The sequence below is a fragment of the Paracholeplasma brassicae genome, assembly GCF_000967915.1.
Taxonomy (GTDB): Bacteria; Bacillota_I; Bacilli_A; order Acholeplasmatales; family UBA5453; genus Paracholeplasma; species Paracholeplasma brassicae.
Genome location: NC_022549.1, coordinates 1,711,867 through 1,730,336 on the forward strand (window position 1 = coordinate 1,711,867; position 18,470 = coordinate 1,730,336).

18 protein-coding genes, 1 tRNA gene and 1 riboswitch are annotated in these 18,470 nt (G+C 35.0%); all 19 genes read right to left on the minus strand.

Annotated features, from left to right (window positions below):
• Window positions 1-12: 12 nt before the first annotated feature.
• The 19 genes from BN853_RS07940 to BN853_RS08030 all read right to left on the minus strand — a co-directional run bounded on the left by BN853_RS07940 (window position 13) and on the right by BN853_RS08030 (window position 18,463).
• Window positions 13-1,965 carry an RHS repeat domain-containing protein gene (locus BN853_RS07940; protein ID WP_030005423.1) on the minus strand — a complete coding sequence of 651 codons (1,953 nt, stop codon included), beginning with the start codon at window positions 1,963-1,965 and terminating at the stop codon, window positions 13-15.
• A gap of 265 nt (window positions 1,966-2,230) precedes the next feature.
• Window positions 2,231-3,058 carry an IS3 family transposase gene (locus BN853_RS07945; protein ID WP_030004561.1) on the minus strand — a complete coding sequence of 276 codons (828 nt, stop codon included), beginning with the start codon at window positions 3,056-3,058 and terminating at the stop codon, window positions 2,231-2,233.
• Window positions 3,059-3,093: 35 nt separating this feature from the next.
• A complete protein-coding gene (locus BN853_RS07950) occupies window positions 3,094-3,813 on the minus strand; it encodes a helix-turn-helix domain-containing protein (RefSeq protein ID WP_030004029.1) in 720 nt (239 codons plus the stop codon).
• Window positions 3,814-4,313: 500 nt separating this feature from the next.
• Window positions 4,314-5,003, minus strand: a complete 690-nt coding sequence (locus BN853_RS07955) for a Fic/DOC family protein (RefSeq protein WP_030005424.1) — start codon at window positions 5,001-5,003, stop codon at window positions 4,314-4,316.
• Window positions 5,003-5,320 carry a type II toxin-antitoxin system RelB/DinJ family antitoxin gene (locus BN853_RS07960; RefSeq protein ID WP_030005425.1) on the minus strand — a complete coding sequence of 106 codons (318 nt, stop codon included), beginning with the start codon at window positions 5,318-5,320 and terminating at the stop codon, window positions 5,003-5,005. The genes BN853_RS07955 and BN853_RS07960 overlap by 1 nt, the downstream gene beginning before the upstream one ends.
• 854 nt (window positions 5,321-6,174) lie before the next feature.
• Window positions 6,175-6,250, minus strand: a tRNA-Thr gene (locus BN853_RS07965).
• 87 nt (window positions 6,251-6,337) lie between these two features.
• Complete coding sequence (locus BN853_RS07970) at window positions 6,338-7,081, minus strand: nucleoside/nucleotide kinase family protein (protein WP_052591384.1); 744 nt, start codon at window positions 7,079-7,081, stop codon at window positions 6,338-6,340.
• Window positions 7,062-7,604, minus strand: a complete 543-nt coding sequence (locus BN853_RS07975; protein ID WP_030005428.1) for an ECF transporter S component — start codon at window positions 7,602-7,604, stop codon at window positions 7,062-7,064. Before BN853_RS07975 ends, BN853_RS07970 begins: the two co-directional genes overlap by 20 nt.
• Before the next feature lie 25 nt (window positions 7,605-7,629).
• Complete coding sequence (locus BN853_RS07980) at window positions 7,630-8,895, minus strand: nickel-dependent putative hexonate epimerase (protein ID WP_030005429.1); 1,266 nt, start codon at window positions 8,893-8,895, stop codon at window positions 7,630-7,632.
• A 3-nt stretch (window positions 8,896-8,898) separates the two neighbouring features.
• A complete protein-coding gene (locus tag BN853_RS07985) occupies window positions 8,899-9,747 on the minus strand; it encodes an SDR family oxidoreductase (RefSeq protein ID WP_030005430.1) in 849 nt (282 codons plus the stop codon).
• Window positions 9,748-9,749: 2 nt separating this feature from the next.
• Entirely contained in the window at window positions 9,750-11,204 is a 1,455-nt protein-coding gene (gene gnd / locus BN853_RS09015; RefSeq protein WP_030005431.1) for a decarboxylating NADP(+)-dependent phosphogluconate dehydrogenase, read from the minus strand.
• 12 nt (window positions 11,205-11,216) lie between these two features.
• Entirely contained in the window at window positions 11,217-12,290 is a 1,074-nt protein-coding gene (locus BN853_RS09020; protein ID WP_030005432.1) for a sugar kinase, read from the minus strand.
• A gap of 14 nt (window positions 12,291-12,304) precedes the next feature.
• Window positions 12,305-13,792, minus strand: coding sequence for a tagaturonate epimerase family protein (locus tag BN853_RS08000; protein WP_030005433.1), 1,488 nt, complete (start codon window positions 13,790-13,792; stop codon window positions 12,305-12,307).
• A 198-nt stretch (window positions 13,793-13,990) separates the two neighbouring features.
• The gene (locus BN853_RS08005) at window positions 13,991-14,782 is read right to left on the minus strand and encodes a Cof-type HAD-IIB family hydrolase (RefSeq protein WP_030005434.1); all 792 of its coding nucleotides are present in this window, start codon (window positions 14,780-14,782) and stop codon (window positions 13,991-13,993) included.
• A 164-nt stretch (window positions 14,783-14,946) separates the two neighbouring features.
• Complete coding sequence (locus BN853_RS08010) at window positions 14,947-15,783, minus strand: hypothetical protein (RefSeq protein WP_030005435.1); 837 nt, start codon at window positions 15,781-15,783, stop codon at window positions 14,947-14,949.
• A 100-nt stretch (window positions 15,784-15,883) separates the two neighbouring features.
• Window positions 15,884-16,195: a hypothetical protein gene (locus BN853_RS08015; RefSeq protein WP_030005436.1), complete on the minus strand. Its 312-nt coding sequence runs from the start codon at window positions 16,193-16,195 to the stop codon at window positions 15,884-15,886.
• Between the two features lie 348 nt (window positions 16,196-16,543).
• Window positions 16,544-17,023: a hypothetical protein gene (locus BN853_RS08020; RefSeq protein ID WP_030005437.1), complete on the minus strand. Its 480-nt coding sequence runs from the start codon at window positions 17,021-17,023 to the stop codon at window positions 16,544-16,546.
• Window positions 17,024-17,461: 438 nt separating this feature from the next.
• Window positions 17,462-17,752 (minus strand): hypothetical protein, encoded by a 291-nt coding sequence (locus BN853_RS08025; protein ID WP_030005438.1) that lies wholly within the window; start codon window positions 17,750-17,752, stop codon window positions 17,462-17,464.
• Between the two features lie 30 nt (window positions 17,753-17,782).
• Window positions 17,783-17,892: riboswitch (SAM riboswitch) on the minus strand.
• A 73-nt stretch (window positions 17,893-17,965) separates the two neighbouring features.
• Window positions 17,966-18,463 carry a hypothetical protein gene (locus BN853_RS08030; protein WP_030005439.1) on the minus strand — a complete coding sequence of 166 codons (498 nt, stop codon included), beginning with the start codon at window positions 18,461-18,463 and terminating at the stop codon, window positions 17,966-17,968.
• Between the last annotated feature and the right edge of the window lie 7 nt (window positions 18,464-18,470).

Consider the following 18,470-nt stretch of genomic DNA (forward strand, 5'->3'; position numbering starts at 1 on the left):
CCTCCCATTTTCTTAAATTAATTCATCCAAAATCGATGAAACAACATCCCATATAATATTTTTCTTAATATCCTTGTTACCTGAGTTTAAAAGTCTTGATACATACTTGTTCATTTGTTTGTTCAAGTTTTTAATATGTCTTGCTTTACTATTCGGATTACTTTGTCTAACTCTAACTTTTTGAATGTTAGTTAGTCTACCATGCTGTACTCCAGGTCCACTGATGAATCCAAATAAAGCACCTGTTGCACCTGATCCAATCACTCTACCCCATTCAATAGGGCCTACAGAAACTAGTTGTGAAGCAAGTTCACCAGCAGATCCTGTTATTCCACCTGCAATAGTCATGCCTAATCTACCGATTGCAGAACCACCAAAAGCACCCATTACACCACCTATTGCTATATCTATGAAAAGTTGTTGAGGATCAACTTCACCGGTAGTTATTAACTGGGTAACGACGGAAGTTGCTCCGCCTATCCCAGCTCCAACGCCAGCTCCCACAAGTACTAGAGGGCCTAAGCCAGCAGTCGCTACAGAAACTGCGGCAATTACTATTACAGCTGCGACAACAACAATTGCTGTCGTTAACCACTTAGGCCAGTTTCTACTATCGTCTACTAGATTTACAGGATTGTTCTCACAATATGCGAATAAATTAGTGCCATAAATATCACCAACATCACCGGTTTCACTATCTGAATTTATGAATCTTTGGATTTTTGAATCGTAGAATCGATTCTTTAAATAATACCATCCAGTTTCTTCATCTAAGTAATACCCTTTGTAGATAAAACTATTTAATTCTGCAATAATTTCGCCAGTAGTATTTGGTGTATAAACTTTGTTAAGTAATCTACCCTTTGCATCATATTTATATGATACCATAACTACTTTATTTTCATCAACTATTTCTGTGATGATGCCAAGCAAGTCTCTAATATAATAATACATTTTGCTCAGGTATTCGAACCCTACTAGAAGTCCTCTTTCATTATAGATATATCTAGTTGTTATCGTTCCATTCTTTGTTTCTGAAATGATGTTTGATCCATTGAGTTCATAGGTTGTGATATCACTACCTACAATCTTTTTAGTTCTAATACCTGCTTCATTGTAGAAATACTCGATATTATCTTTGTTTGGTTCAGTGATTGCTGTTAATCTTCTACCTGACCATGTTAACGATTTACTTCCAATTTGACTTGGATTTCCAATAAAATTACTACCAGCATATGAGATGGTTTCTGTACTATCTTCAACATTATCAACATACTTAATGATTCTAGTTAATTGATCTTTCCAAGCGTTATCATGCTTATATTCATAAGACTCATTTGGTGTTAGTTGAGTTGAAAGTGGTTGATTGCCGTTATAGTATTTCTTGAACTGGATATTGTTATTACCAGTATAGGTCATAATTAACGTTCTACCAAGTGGTTGTCCATCAATTGGATTGTATTCTCTAACCAACCGGTTCAAGTAATCATACTCATATTCATAGGTACCATCAGGCGTAATCATTGAAGTTACATTTCCTAGGGCATCATACGAGTAAATAACGGTTGTACTGTCGTATTTTTGAATGGATTCTACTTGTAGGGATGATTTACCAGCACCTGGTGCTTTATAGGTATAACTGTTCTCTAATGTATGTAATCCAGTATTAATAACATCCTTGGTACTTCTACCTAGGTGGTCCACATAGGTTTTAACTGACATCATATGATTGGTTTGGCATAGTTTTGAGATAATGGTTGAATCAACCACATCATCTTTATAGGCGAGCATCTCTAGTTGTCCATTTAAGTGTTTATCTGGATTAAACCCATTTAGGTTTGACCCAACAACGGTTTGAGATCCTTCCAATGATAGGGTTGCAGTTTCAGTTTTTGTGTCTACACCATCGTAAACGTTATAGGTGTCTCCATCCCAAGTTAAGACAACGGTTTGCCATACATCCATTGGTACTACTGCATCTCTAACAAGGTGTTTAACATTGTTTAGTGTCAATGGCGTTTTTGAAAATGTATTAAGAAATGCTTAACTACTTCAAATCGTTCTCTATCTGTATCATGTTTTCCTGTCTGTTTCCTTAACATCTTTTGATGGTTTAAGTGTAGGAAAAAAAGTGAGCGTTTAAAAAAGCACGTCCCATATAAAGTAAAAACCTCTAGGCCCGATTTTTGGCTATCTGAACCGCCCCCTGTCAAGTAGACAGTGGAAATAATTAAATAACTGATTCAATTTTTAAGGCTTGATTCCGAAATTCCATCGGAGTTAAGCCTTTTAGTTTTTCTTGGTACCTTTGTTTATTATAAAACTGGATGTATTGATCAATCGCTACTTTGAGTTGATTGATGTCGTGAAACTGGGTTAAATAGTACATTTCTGATTTAAGTGTACCCCAAAAACTCTCCATCGGTCCATTATCAATACACCTACCAACTCTAGACATACTGACTGTCATGCTTCTAGAAGTGAGCTTCTTTTGAAACACTTTATTCGTATATTGATACCCGCGGTCACTGTGTACCATCGGTTTGGCTTCCGGATTAAGTTGGAATGCTTTCTCGAAGGTTTCATTTACCAGTTGGTTATTATTCGATATACCCATTTTGTAACTGATAATACTGGTATCACACAGATCGATGATGGCACTTAAGTATAACTTAGTATTCGATCCAATCACCTTGAACTCGGTAACGTCTGTTAACCATTTCTCATTGGGATTATTAGCCTCAAATTGTCTGTTTAAGACATTCTCTGCTGTGATCTCTGGTCTTACTTTAATATACCCCTTACGCACTCTACGGATAACCGACGATACACCTAATTTCTTCATCAATCGTCTGATGCGTTTTACATTATAGTTCGTTTGATTCCGCTTATTAATCCATAAAGTCATCCGTCTATAGCCTAAGATACCTTTAAACTCATCATGATATTCAAGAATCAATTGAGATAACTCATGATTAATCTTTTCTTCATTTGTTTCTTCATGTTTTAACCACTTATAATAGCTGCTACGAACAATCAAAAGGATTTCACATAACACCAAAATAGGATAGTTTTTTGCCTCATGAAGCCCTTTTATCGTTTTGTATTTGGCTTCTTGGCGGATCTTGCTAAAATATCCCTCCTTTCGATCTCCTGGAATTTTTTTATGACTTCAGCCTCCATCTCCAGACGTTCATTCTTCCGTCTTAGAAGCTCAACTTCACGTTTTAGTTTCTCAATTTCACTTAGATTCTCTACAGGCTTTCTCTTGCCTCGTTCGTCCTTTAAACCAGCTTCACCTTCTACGTTGTATTTTCTGACCCAGTTATACACTTGTGAGTAGGCTGTCTCAAACTTCTCCGCTGCGAGTTTATATTCAAAGTTATGTTCAATCGTCCATTTCACTATATCTAACTTTTCTTCATAACTCACTTTTCTTGATTTCGCCATATAAACATACCCCTTTGGATCATACGCTTTGATCTCGTTATGTCTATTATACTTGGAAACCCAACTCTTAATCATTGAGTCTGATGTTATTTGATATTGTTTGGCCAGTTCTGCGTATGATCCTTTGCCATCGTGGTAAGCTTTAATCACCTCTAATTTGAATGATTTCATATAACTTTGGTTTCTTGGTTTATCCTCAAATGCCATACTTCCCATCGATTCATAGTTCCTGACCCATTGTTTAACACTGGATACGTCACATCCTAATTCACATGCGATTTCTAACATTGACTTGATTCCTGTTTGATATGCTTTGATTGCTTTGATTTTTGTTTCTTTACTGAATCTTGGTGTTCTTGACATAAGAAAAATCCCCTCTCTGTACACTTCTACAAACTTTAATTATTTGTAGTGTCTACTTTAAGGGGATCATATCAATCTAGAGGTTTCTTTCATTTTAAATTGACATCTTGATGTTGTTATCCCATGGGAGTAAATGAGCCATCATCTTAAATTTATCATTTAATTTGACTGGGTATTGAAACTCACTTTCAGCAATGCGTTATACTAAACATCAATACAGTAGATTTCCTTGATATCCTTGAATGACAAAATATTCCAACTCATCCCCTTTTTTCTTAGAAGTTCATGATTTGGATTCTTTTAAATTTAAAAAATCCGTTTATTTCGAATGTTAAAAAAAGACCCTTGAATATCAATAGCCTTTCTTAGTTTGCCCCTTGATTATTATAAAATCACATTTCCAATTTTACTTGGTCCAACTATTGGGGTTCATTACAATTAATCCGTCTATTTTTTAATGGTGCCGAAAAGATGACCCGAAGTTTATACATATATTTACATCACTTTGCCTTGTGATAAGCATATTTGTATTGATCCATGTGGTAATCTTTAATTTGAGTATATTTTTCTTTATTATCAATATCTACTTTGTTTGATACAGCATCAACTAATATGTTTTGTAAATATTGATACTCTGCATACTGTCCTAATGAAGCCATCACAAGGGCATTCCTAAAATACTTAGCGTGATGAGAAATTAGTCTAGCATTGAAATCATACCCATATTGCTTTAAAAATAGGTAAGCAAATGCTGCAACTGTTCTTGTGTTCCCTTCTCTAAATGGGTGTACTTTCCAAACATCAGCAATCATTCGAGTAAATAAATGAATGAAGTCCTCTTTCTTCAGTAAAATCCACTCGGTTTTAAAATATTGACGATCTATATGAGTGAATTCGTTGATAATACTCATATGTGCTGTATATTCAACGCTCTTGCCATTGATGATAGGTTCTTCTTTATAGATGTCAATTTTTCTTGTTTCTCCAGCCCAATCATAAACATTCTCAAACAATTTCTTATGGATTTTCAAGACATCTTTTGATGTATTTATCTTGAACGAATCTTTGATTAATGAAATCAAAGCAAGATTTGTCATACGGTTCTCAAACTCATCAAGTTTGTCTTTATCTTTAATGTTAGCTTTGTTGATTAAAACATCAGAGTCTTTGTAAATATATGGATCTTTCATTATAAGTTTCTTCCAAGTGCAAATACTGCTGTTTCATAATCAATCAAGTCTTGAGCGTATAAGCCTAGTATTCGATTTGCATAAGAAGATACTTCTTTCCCACCAGTTAAATTAATCGCGTTTGCTAGCATTTCAATTTCTTTAGCTTTCTCTTGACTTGGTAAAACCACTTCAAAAGGAATGCCTCTTTTAGATTCTATTTGCTTTAAGTATATATTAACGGCATAGGATAAAGTAATCCCCAAATCACTTAGAATCGATTCAACATTGTTCTTTAAATCATCAGAAACTCTGACATGAATAACATCATTTCTCATACAATCCACCTCAATAGTATTGTATCACATTTGATACACATAATCAAGATTTAAGACTATTTGTCTCCTCCCATTTTCCATTGCCCATCCTGTTCAATAGTCATCATTTTTTTTATAATATTCATTAGCTTTTGTAGTTGTATAAAGATAATTTCCCATCGCATCATAATGGCTTATCCCTGCGCTTGAAAACAGACCTAGAAAATAGTCTGTCATTTCTTGCGATATACAAAAGTCATTATATATTTGCTTAATGTTTTTTTGATTACTAATCAAGTTAAATATAGAGTGATTTTTCCCTATTACACAGTGTACGCCATAAGTGAAATCACATACAAAAAAATTTTTGTTTTTTCAATATATCAAATAAGCTCATTTCGATAAAATAATATCAACGACATTTTATGATTCGTTCGAAAATTCGGTCGACAATAATTTATTCGTTCTTTTTTTAGTCGAAACAAGTGGTGTGAACAAACTCAATTTCCTTTCTAGATAAATAAAGCTTGCAACAATAGATTATATTATCGTTTCATTTTGAATCGTTTTTCATTGTTTTTGTTTCGAAATAAATGATTCCTTGTTTTTATGTCATTAAAAAGACTAGGAGAGTTATGACTGTTTTAGTTATTTCACATATCGCTTCAATTAATAGACTATTTATATTATTTTTGGGGTATAACTCTTAGAAATTCATGGGTGAGACTCAAATTCAAATCGCCCCTTTTGACTCTAGAAGTTCATATTTTACATTTCTTGTCACCCAATTAAAGAGTATTTATTCTTATTCGCCATAAAAACAAAAGACCATTGAACTTCAATGATCTATCTCTAAAAACTAATTATTCAAAAAATGGTGCCGAAAATAGGACTCGAACCTACGACCTGCTGATTACGAGACAGCTGCTCTACCACCTGAGCTATTTCGGCATCTAGGTTCATTATACGCCTCATCTTATCCATTTTTCAAGAGGGAAAAGAAAGAACTCTAATCAATTATTAGAGTTCTAAGTCTATTTACGCTTTTAAAACAACCGTTGCCGACGATTGTGTTTCTAGCGCTTTATGATAGGCATTTTCATTTTTTATCCACTTTTTAAGAAACATTCGTAGACGCTTAAATCCATTTCTATCATAAATTCGTTTAATTTGCTTATACTTACCTATTCCATAAAATACAGTCAAACCCGCATCAATTTTTAGAGATGGATGCATTGAATAGGCACCTTCGATCAATAAGTATTTTTTATAAGGTAAGCGGACCTCTCCTACGTGACTATGGGTTTTAAAATCAAATGGTCGATAACAAATCTTATCTTTCGATAAAAATGGTTTGACGACACTTTGATTCATTTTATTAAAATCGATGTTCGTAGCATATTTACCATATGCGGTAGTTTGATCTATTTCTGGTTTTTTAAAGAAATCATCCATGTGAATGACGTTCATTTCATAAATCATGGAAAGTTGTTGAGCTAAGGTTGTTTTACCTGAGGCTGCATTCCCATCGAGTTTTATGACAATTTGATCATTGTCTTGAAGCTCTTCAATAACAAACACCATTGTCATCAAATTTCTAGCGTTCTTTGTAACAAAAATGCTTTGTTCATCCACGATAAGTCCAAGCTTTTTCTGTTCTCTATTTAACCGTTCAAATCGGTTAAAAGAAAGACAATACGTCCCCCTTTTATCTAGTTCGTATTTATGATGGTTGATTCTCTTTAAATGAAGCACATGCTCGTTAGTTATCTTTAAAGGCATCCAAAACACCTCGTTTAGTTAAACCAATGTAAAGTGCTGGGATCATAATCAATTGAATGGCCATCCCTGGTAAGCCTTTAACAAATGAAGTTGTTAAAAACACATCAAGATTAAAAGGTACTCCTGCGTCTTTATAAAATACGTTTGCCGCTAACCCCCAAGTCGCACGCCCTAGTAACATCGCAATGACCAAACTAACAAAGACAAGCGCGTCTTTTTTCGGTAGAAGTTTGTGTAACAAACCAATAAAAAATCCGTAAGCCGCAAGCTCAAACATCATTGTTGTCGCGATTGGATAAAGCGGCGGTGTGGTTAATAACACACTTCTTAAGATGGGTGAAATTAACCCAACCGTTAAACCATACCACGGACCGAGTATTAACCCTGTGAGTAACGCAGGTATATGCATCAATAAAAAGACGGAACCTAAGGCTGGATTTGATCCAGTTAAAAATGGTAGTAAAATCCCTAAAGCTATCATTAAACCCGATAAAATCAGGGATTTCAAATGTTTGTTTGTCATGAATTATCTTCTTTCTATATTGATGTCAAAATCGGTTCTTATCAATCCAAAGCCCAAGTGCTGGGTTTGGAATAAAGAATATTTCTTCACCATCTTCTAATGTATTAAAACCTGGTTCAAGTTTATTAGGATCATACTTTTTAACTGCTTCATCGTAACTACAAGCATTAAAATGAACGCCTCTAACTTCATCTAGAGTGATGTTTTTAACTGCATATGTAATCTTAAAACGGCCATCTGAAGAGCTATGGATTAAGTGTGCAGCTGCACCCATGTTTTTTTGTAAATCATCATTTTCCTTGAATAAATCTAAGACATTAAGTCTGCCACAGTAGCCATACTTTCTGATGAGTTGATCGATTTTTGGGTCTTCACCAAACTTTACAATGCCCTCACCTAAAACAAGTAACTCACCACCATCAGCGATTGCCATACGTGTACGGTAAACAGACTTATTACCTAACCAAGTACTCTTGAATTCTTTTGGATCAAGATACACAACTGCCTTTTTTATCCCTTTGTGAACAAAATTTATATTCTTTTCTTGAGATAACTTGATGGCTTCTTCTAAGACTTTTCTTGTATTACCAATAAACACACCATGTGTTTTAATGACATTTTTTGGTGCGGTAGTTACTGTTAATACAAACACGATAGGACGACTCTTTAAAAAGTGTTCTAACGCGTAATCAAGCACTTTTCTAACCGGTGTGTGGTCTTTACCCATCATACGTTCCATACCAAAAACGGCACCGATCATATGAGATTCATTGATGGTTGTTTTACCACCACAACCAACAAATAAGTTTTTCGCATGATTAGCCATACCAATGACTTCATGAGGGACAACTTGACCAACCGATAGAATTAAATCATATGATTCATCCATTAAAATACGGTTGACTTCCATCCCAACGCCTTTATCCCAAAGACCTTCTGTGATCTCTTTAACATAGCTAGCCGGTACTTCACCAACACGAACGACATCTTCTCTCCAGTTATGGATTAAAAATCTGTCTTTAGGAATATCCCCATACATTTCATCAATCTCTATATCGCTCATTGGTTCGTGTGTACCTAAAGCAGGCAAAATATCAACTTGTGCGTGATCTTTTAATAGATGATAATATGTGTTCGTTATAAAACCTGAGTTTGAGTGGAATCTTGTAAAATCAGGTGGAATAATTAATACTTTTTTATAAGATTTGCCTTCTAATGAATCCTTTAACGCTTGTTTAATCTCTTCATTAGTTAAGCCTTCTATTGTTTTTCCAAGATAAAATTTTTCCATTGTTTATACCCCACTATATGAAGAGAATCCACCATCGACAGGCACTACAATACCGGTGACGAATTTAGATTGTTTTGGGTCAATTAGGTATAAGAGTGTACCAACTAATTCATCTGGTTCACCAAAGCGTTTCATTGGGGTTGCCTCAATGATTTTATGTGATCTTGGTGTGAGTGTACCATCGGCATTCACAAGTAAGTTTTTGTTTTGTTCAGTAACAAAGAAACCTGGTGCCATGGCATTAACTCTAATACCAGCTTGTGCAAAATGGACAGCCATCCACTGTGTAAAGTTATTGATTGCTGCTTTTGCTGCACTATAAGCCGCTACTTTAGTGAGCGGGTTGTATGAACTCATGGATGAAATATTTAACACACTACATCCTTCTTTCCCGATCATATCCTTCATGAATACTTGTGAAGGGATTAATGTGCCTTGGAAGTTTAATCCAAAGACATAATCAAAACCGTTTAAGTCCATGTTGAAGAAATGCATGTCCTCGTTTTTTAAGACGGTTTCTTCATTGAAATATTCATCTTTTGTGGTTGCTTTTAAGTCATTACCACCGGCGGCATTAATTAAAATGTCGACTGGTCCAAATACTTGGTTAACAATCTCTTTGGCTTGTTCAATGCTTTCTTTATTTAATACGTCAGCTGATACCGCAAGGGCATGATAGCCACTTTTCGCAATCTCATCTTTCAGTTTTGATGCTTTTTCTAAACTTCTACCAAGAATGACGACCTTCGCACCTGCTTGTGCACAAGCTCTTGAAAAACTTGAACCTAAAACACCTGCACCACCGGTAATAACAACGACTTTATCTGTTAAGTCAAACGTTAGTGGATACATAATTAAACGTTATAAGTCGTTGATGAGGTTTTACCCCCACGACCTGTCCAGTTTGTATGAAAGAACTCGCCTCTTGGTTTGTCTGTTCTTTCATAAGTGTGCGCACCAAAGAAATCTCTTTGAGCTTGTAGTAAGTTTGCAGGCAGTTTTTCTGTACGGTAGGAATCAAAATAGTTAAGTGCTGCACTCATTGCTGGTGTTGGAATACCATTCATTACTGCAGTAGCAATGACTTTACGCCAAGAGGCTGCATTTTCTTCAACAGCATGCTTGAAGTATGGATCAAGCAGTAAATTATTTAACTCATGGTTTTTATCAAATGCTTCTTTAATCTTGCCTAAGAAGACAGATCTAATGATACATCCACCACGCCACATTAATGCTATGCCGCCATAGTTTAAATCCCAATGGTTTGACTTAGCGGCTTCTTTCATTAACGCATAACCTTGTGCATATGAAACAATCTTAGAGACATATAAGGCCTTCTTGATGTCTTCAATAAATGCTTTCTTATCTCCATCAAAAGTGATTGGTACTTGTTTGAATGTTTTTGAAGCAACCACACGTTCGTCTTTCATTGCTGAAATGAAACGAGCATATACAGCTTCAGTGATTAAAGTTAGTGGCACTGAATCTTCAAGTGATGAAACAGCGGTCCATTTGCCTGTGCCTTTTTGACCAGCAGTATCTAAAATCTTATCGATTAATGGACTGCCATCTTCATCTTTATGAGATAAGATTTCGCCAGTAATTTCAATGAGATAACTATCTAATTCTGTTTTATTCCAATCTTTAAATACTTCTGCCATTTCATCCGCAGACATACCTAAAACATTTCTCATTAAATGATAAGCTTCAGTGATTAATTGAATATCACCGTATTCAATCCCGTTATGAACCATTTTAACGAAATGGCCAGCGCCATCTTGTCCAACCCAGTCGCAGCAAACCGCACCATCGTCGACTTTCGCAGCGATTGCTTGGAAGATTGGTTTAACGTGTTCCCATGCTTTAACTGAGCCACCTGGCATGATTGATGGTCCAAGTAATGCGCCTTCTTCACCACCTGAAACACCAGTACCAATGTAGTATAGACCTTTAGATTCGACATACTTAGTACGTCTGATGGTATCAGGATAATGCGAGTTACCACCATCAATGATGATATCGCCTTCTTCAAGTAAGGGAATTAATTGCTCAATGACTTGATCGACTGGATTACCAGCTTTAATCATCATCATGACCTTACGTGGTTTTTTTAATGTTTTTACTAATTCTTTTAAGTCAGATGTCCCAATGATAGACATGCCCTTAGCACGGCCATTTAGGAATTCATCGACGCGACTTTGTTGTCTTGCATGCGCTGTGACTTGAAAACCTTTAGAAGCCATATTTAAGACTAGGTTTTCCCCCATCACCGCAAGCCCTGTTAATCCAATATCTGATAATTTTTGCATAGTATTCTCCTCTTATCGTTTAACTCTCGCGTTACCTTCATAAATCGCCCATATTTGTTCTTCATCTAAAGGTAGCCCAAAATCTTCTTTCACCGTCGTGACATAGGCACCAGTTGCCCAAGCAAATTGTGCACATTTTTCACTTTCAAAACCTCTGAGTTTACTATATAATAAACCACCAACAAACCCGTCTCCACCACCAATACGGTCTAAGACACTGATTGGTCTTGGTTCAATCACTGACCAGTTGCCATTATCATATAGGATTGCACCCCATTCATGGTGATTTGCATCCACAACTTCTCTTAGTGTGGTTGCGTAAGTTTGTGCGTTTGGATACGCTTTTCTCACGTTATTTACTAAGTCCTTAAAATTTTCAATCTCAGCTTTAATATCTTTACCGCCTGCTTTAGGACCTTCAATATCAAGTGCTAATTGATAGTCTTCTTCATTACCGATTAAGATATCTGTTAAGCTTGCGATTTCTTTAAAGACTTCAAGTAGTTCTTTTCTTCTATTTTTCCAGAATGTGGCACGATAGTTTAAATCAAATGAAATCTTTGTTCCATTTTCTTTAGCATATCTTGCTAACTTCAAACAGAAATCACTGGTTTCTTTTGATAAAGCAACAATTAACCCTGATAAGTGTAATAACTCAACACCCTCATCCTTAAAAATACGTTCTAAATCAAAATCGTCAATGGACATTGTACGCCCAACTTCACCAGCTCTATCATTTAAGACCCTAGGCCCTCTCATGCCATAACCGCTATCGGCAATATTAAACTGATGACGTAATCCCCAAGGACCACCCTGTTCAACATCGAGTCCTTCATAAGCAATACCGCGTCTTCTTAAATCCCCTTTGATTAGAAGTGCGATTGGACTATCTTTAACAAACTTAGTCATCACCATTGTATTTAAACCTAACGATGCTGAAATACTTAAAACGTTACTTTCAGCGCTCGTTGCTTGCATTTCAAATAAATGACTTGTGTGCACCGGTTGACGATCAAACGGTGTGATTCTAACCCCCATCGACGTTGGTGATACTAACTGATACTTACTGTTTTTTCTAAATGACATTTCTATTGCCTCCCCTATGCTTTAAATCCTTGATATAGTAATTCTAAGTGTTTACCAATGTGTGTTTCAAGACGGTCTTTGTAGGCAGATATTTCTTGTCGCCACAACAGATAAAGTCGATCTTTAAACACAAAATTTCCATCGCTATCTTTGTGGTTTAAGATAAACCCATACGTAATGTGAATCAATTGTCTTGCATCCTCATGATTCATTAACGATGGTAATTCTTCATCCTTAAGTGAATCTAATGATGGGATATTATTTATGTTCGTTGTCACATGATAGAACTTAGTTGCTTCCTTAAACATCGATAATGCATACGCATGTAATTCTCTATATAATCCCGGGTCTTTCATCGAAACCACACGAACCGCTTCTAACCAATTAGTACCCGCAGTTTTCACATGGAAGTGACCTTTGGTATGTTTACCGATTAATTCAAAGATCGAGAATTTATCAGAACCTGAGTGAATTGATAATTTGTAACCAAAGTGTTCAGCGATTGCCACATGAATGATTAATTCTTGTTCAAATTGTTTGATATCGCCAATATAGTCAATACCCTTTTGGAATTCACCACAAAATCTAGGTGCTAATGTGTCGACTTTAATACCTCTTAATGCCAATTCATTTGCAACAAAGTAGTGTTCTACTGGTGTGGTAGGTGTTTCTGTTTCATCAATCGATAACTCAAAATTAGGCGCATTTTTTTTACCTCTAAAGAACGTATCATAAATGTCTTCAACAAATGAAATTGCCTCTAAATACACTAAGACTGATCGTTTTAACTCATATTCACTAAACGTGATGGTTTGATCAGAAACATTAAATGATTGATTCAAATAGCGTCCTTTGAGTTCATCTGATAACACGTCTTGATCAAGTATTTCTTTTTTGCTCATTCGATTAACATCATTTCTAATGTGTTCACTTGCATCCAGTGTGATCATTGTAAAACCTAAGGATAGTGCGTATTCAATGTCTTTTTTCGTCTTCAAGTGATCCCCATCAGCGCCAAACCCGCGTTTGAAACCCACTTTATACACACCAAACGTTGCGCTATTTAATACATCTTCGTACGTACGATTTGTCATGTTTAACTCACGAATCGATTGTTGTGCGAAGATTGGGTAAGCGTCGTATTTTTCAAAAACACGCGCATGTCCTTCGGTCGCAAGACCCAATCGGTCACCAAGTCCAAAGCTTCTTTTTTGATGAAGTACTGGTACAGGTTTTGTAAAGCTAAATAGTTCTCTTAACACGTTAGCGTTATGAGACGATAAGGGTGCAATTACACCTGGTTTACCAAAAACCATAAAAGGTTTACCTTCAAATTTAGACGATAGACTGCCATACGCAATTAATTCATCAACTGTTTCTTTCTTTTGCATGAAAACCCAAGTATCTGAAACCTGATTAATGGATTTTTCATACACAGTCGCTTCTTTGATGCCATCCACTGAAGCCAATTCTTGTAACATTGTTTCTTTTGTCTGTTGCATATTTTTTCTCCCTTTTGTTTTTTTTCCTACTCGAATAGGATTTATAAATGCGTCAAAACCTTTCTTATTTTCATACATCCCCTCGATTCAAAGGGATGCCTTTATTATCATTTTATCACAATTTGTAAAAAATAAACACCGTTTATTATTACAGACACTATAATTTAAGGACGCACGCGTACGTGAGTCCAAAATGACCTACTTTTGATAAATGAGGGTTTTGACTGCATGAGTAAACCCTTCCTCAGTCACTGATTTTGTGACGTAGTCTGAATGCTCTTTTAAGATGGCTTCTGCATTTGCCATCGCAACCCCAACACCCGCTTCTAAAATCATGGATAAATCATTTTCTTGATCCCCAATCGCAAGCACATCTTTTAAATCAACACCTAAGTACTTGGTTAAGCGTTTAAGTGCTCGTCCTTTACTCGCAAGTTGATTGCCAATATCCAAGAACTGTGGTTGGCTTTGTAAAAGATAAATTCCTTTAATCGTTTTTAACGTTTCTTTAAGTTCATTTAGTAGGTCATGATCTTCTTCGATCACTAAGAGTTTTAAAACACCATCTTCTAGATAAGCTCTTTCTTCTTCTAATTCAACTATTACCGATTCAAATGTACCAATTCGTTTTTCTAATTTGTCTTTAGCTACTTTACTAGAGACGATTTGCTTGGTCGTATAAATTAAATACGACACTTGTTTTTGGTTAATGATTCTAAGTAGTTGATCAAGTAAAGCCTTCTCTAACGTATCTTGATGAATGACTGTTTCACTTTGGTAATCATAAATGCACGCGCCATTGGTAAGAATAACCGGTAAATCGATGTTTAATTCCTCAACTAATGCTCTAGTGGCATCTTTATGTCTACCTGTGGCAAGCGTAAAGTAATACCCGTCTTCTTTTAATTGATGAATCGTTTGACGGGTTTCTTTGCTCATTTTTTTTTGATGAACCAACGTCCCGTCCAAATCCGCTACAACCATTTTCATAAACTCATTCCCCTTTAATTTTATTATACAACAAACTATAAATAATCAAATGTTTAAGGCTTTAATTCTTAGATATTAAAAAAAGACCGTCTATTTAGACCGTCTGGTTTATTTAGACATTGAACCATAGATTACTGTCAATGGTATATCTAAAAATGAATATTTCACTTCAATAAACGTTCAAATTTGATTGAACTTTGTACAATAATTTTTGTTTTATTAAGGTAAGTCACTTCTAATTTATCATGTTCATTTAACTTCGATATCAATCTCATTTTTTCTTTAAATGCGTGGGTGTTTTTATCAGGTCTAATGACTATATTAGAAGATAGAAAAGGATAGAACAATTTAGTCTTTTTTCCATCAATCAAACAATATATGTTTAGCCCAAATGTATCGTATATAATAGGTGGTCTTCTATTGGTTTCTAAGTATGTTTTAAAACGGTATTTGTAGATCTTAACTTCTTTTTGTATCCGTTTCCCAGTCTTTATAGCCTTCTTCATCTTAAAAACCGTAAAGTAATATAGATAAACATATAAGACTAGCACACTTGATAAAAGAACCTCTACTAACACTATCCATAATCCAACGATTCCATTTTGGCTAAATAGCGATAGTAGTAACGTAAGAACGATAGAGATTGAAATTAATAGCGTTGCTTGTTGATGATACTTGAAAAATACCAATCTTGATTTAATACGATTAACAAATTCATTTGCTTTATGAACATTAAAGTCATATGGTCTTTGATCTCTTTTGATTAACTCAATCTTAAGTAAATCTAAATCCATCTTTTGGTTATCATATAAAAATAATGCTTGTGTCTCATTCATCTGAAGTTTATTCATTAAGCGTTTAATGACCTCAAGTCTATCTTCTCTTTTTAAACTTGGGTGACCATAATAGTAATCTTTGTTTTTTGTTACTTTAATGACTATTTTTCTATAAGTATGGATGATCTCATAAATAGTTAGACTTCTATAATCTTTTTTAAACATAAGCCCTCCATTTGATAACATATTATCTATATTAACATTATATAACAAGTCAAAAAAAACTAAAAACATTCATTTTATGTTCTTAGTTTTCTATTTTGACCTATAAGAGGTCGTTAATTTTAATTTGAATGACGCCGATACCATTTGTTAACTCTTTAAAATATAAGTTCTTCTCTTCTGCTAACTTGTGATAAATCTTTGATGTCAATGTTTCATCATCTATATAAGATACAGCTAGTTCTTTAAAGTTTAACCCTTTTAAGCTCGTCGTTAATTCAATTTTGTTTTCTTTTTGAATATGTCTAACCTTATCAGTATCTTTAACAACTAATGCATAATAGAACTCATCAATTGTTGTGATACTTAAAAAGCCTTCATGACCTTCAAATTTATATTTTAGTACTTTACTCATGTAATCACTCCTTATGAACCTATATCGATTATAACGGATAATAGTTCGAATCCAAAACATTATGCGCTCTATCAATCAAAAAATCCCCATTCAATGAGTGGGGATTTTAGAATATAAATGTTATTTACGATAATCTGCCTTAGCCCAAGCTTGTGACATCGATTTGCCAAGTGACTTCATTATTCGTTGTATCTTATGGTAGCACTTTATGCTGTTAACTGAATGTTTTGTCCGACTAATCCTTGATTTAATCTACTAATTGTAATTGATTCAGCAAGTACTATTGGATCACTTACTGTAATCACATGGGTTTGTTCAATTACCCCAACCGTCGCTTTGATTGTGACTTTACCGTGCTTTTAATAAGCTAACGACACCATTTGTAACGGTTTCGATTAGTTCATCACTTGAGGTCCATACCACGTCTTTATTGGTTGCGTTTGTTGGTAGTACTTCGGCTATTAAGGTGATTTCTTCACCAACAAAACCAACGTTATCTCCCGTAACGTTGATGCTACTAACTTCAACGACTTGCTGTGTCACTTTGACGGTAATGGTTTTTTCAATATCTTTATCCTTTACCTTGACAGTCAACATGACCTCACCAGCAGAAACACCCGTAATTGAGGTTCCTTCTAGTTTTGCTACCGTTTCATTTGGTAGAAAAAACTCAAGTTCAAATCCTTTCGTCACTTCTGCGCTAATTTGTTTTGTTTCCCCGACTTCTAGTTCAATGATATCATCTGTGAGTGAAATTTCTGGTGCCTCTTCACAAGATGCTAGTCCAAGACCTAGAAGGAGAAACAATACAACCATCATTTTATTCATATCGCCTTTTTTCCTCTCTTTGGCTCAATTGCGCATTTTCATTTATGTAAACGCTATTATAATTCATGCATAGTAAACCACATCTAATCTACTTGGTCTAATTACTAAAAAACGTGAATAATTATTCCATTAAGAATACCACTTCGTCGCGCCTTAGTGCACTTATACAAAAAAATATACTAACTAATACTTTTTATATTGTCTTATAAAATGGCCTTATAAAGCCATTATCAACTTTATGAAATTGATTTTACTATTTTTTTTAAGTTTGAAATTAAGCCTGTCTCCATGAAAATAAAGCAAGAACTTCTTTGATCTTTTCAAAATCGTTTCATCACCATCAATCTGCCAGATGCTGAAAAAAAAGAAGCGAACTATTCGCTTCTATCGTTACATTCGTTTACCCTGTTAATTTTGAAAAGATAATTGATTTTCTCATCATCTATTTGAGTCTTCAAGTAACTCTAAAAATTGACGATACGAAAGAACTTCCCCGTTGACTGATGACAAACACGCTAAGATGCCGACCCGAATGCCACCAAAAGCTACTTTCTTTTCTAGGTCAACACAAATTACTTTCGACAGCGTCTCTTGGTAGGTTAGTCTGTAGTCCATCTTTGACAACAGCTCAAATAACTGTTTTTCCTCATCTAACTTCACATAAATTTGCCTACTTCTTGAATCCGTTGGTAAATTCATTTTTACCTTTTCTACGTTGAATGTTTTCATTCATTTCCTCTTTTCTACCAAAAAGAAAAAAAACCATCTATGATGGGTTTAGTGTTTCCCATCATTCAAGCTTTAGCACCTTGCGTCTGCAGGTTGCTGAAGGGTCATCGAGCTTGTCTCTTACCTTCTCTTTATGGTAGTTTCATTATAGCATATCGAACTGATTTGTCAATAAAATAAAAAAATCCACCAAAACGTGGATTTTTACCTCAATTATCTTTTCTCTTTGAGTTCGGCCATAACCACCAAACTCCCCAAACCAAACACATGAATCCCCACAACTGAAAAAAACTGTCCTAAAAGTCGTTGGTTATTTGACTTTATGTTGTGATCGATTAGTTTAATATAATAACTGCCCAAGACTTCTTGAGAAGCATCTAGTGGTGGTTCTAGAAATGTGACGTTTAGGTTAACGACGGCTAGACAATAACTAATCAGCCCGATTAACGTCAAGGTTAGGCCAAAGAGTTGCACATAAAGTAATTTTCTAGATTTCGTTTTCAATTGATGACTCACCATAAAACTCGAAAATCCAATGAGTGTCATTAGTGACATAAAGCCGATTAAAAGATATAGAATATTGGGTGCACTTGAAAAACGATCATAAGACGCATCTTTAATGTTTAATGTTAATAGATAGTACAACACACCAGTCAATAAGAGTGAACCAAAGCCAATCAAGTGATATACTTTATCGCTAATTTTTTTCAAAAAAACC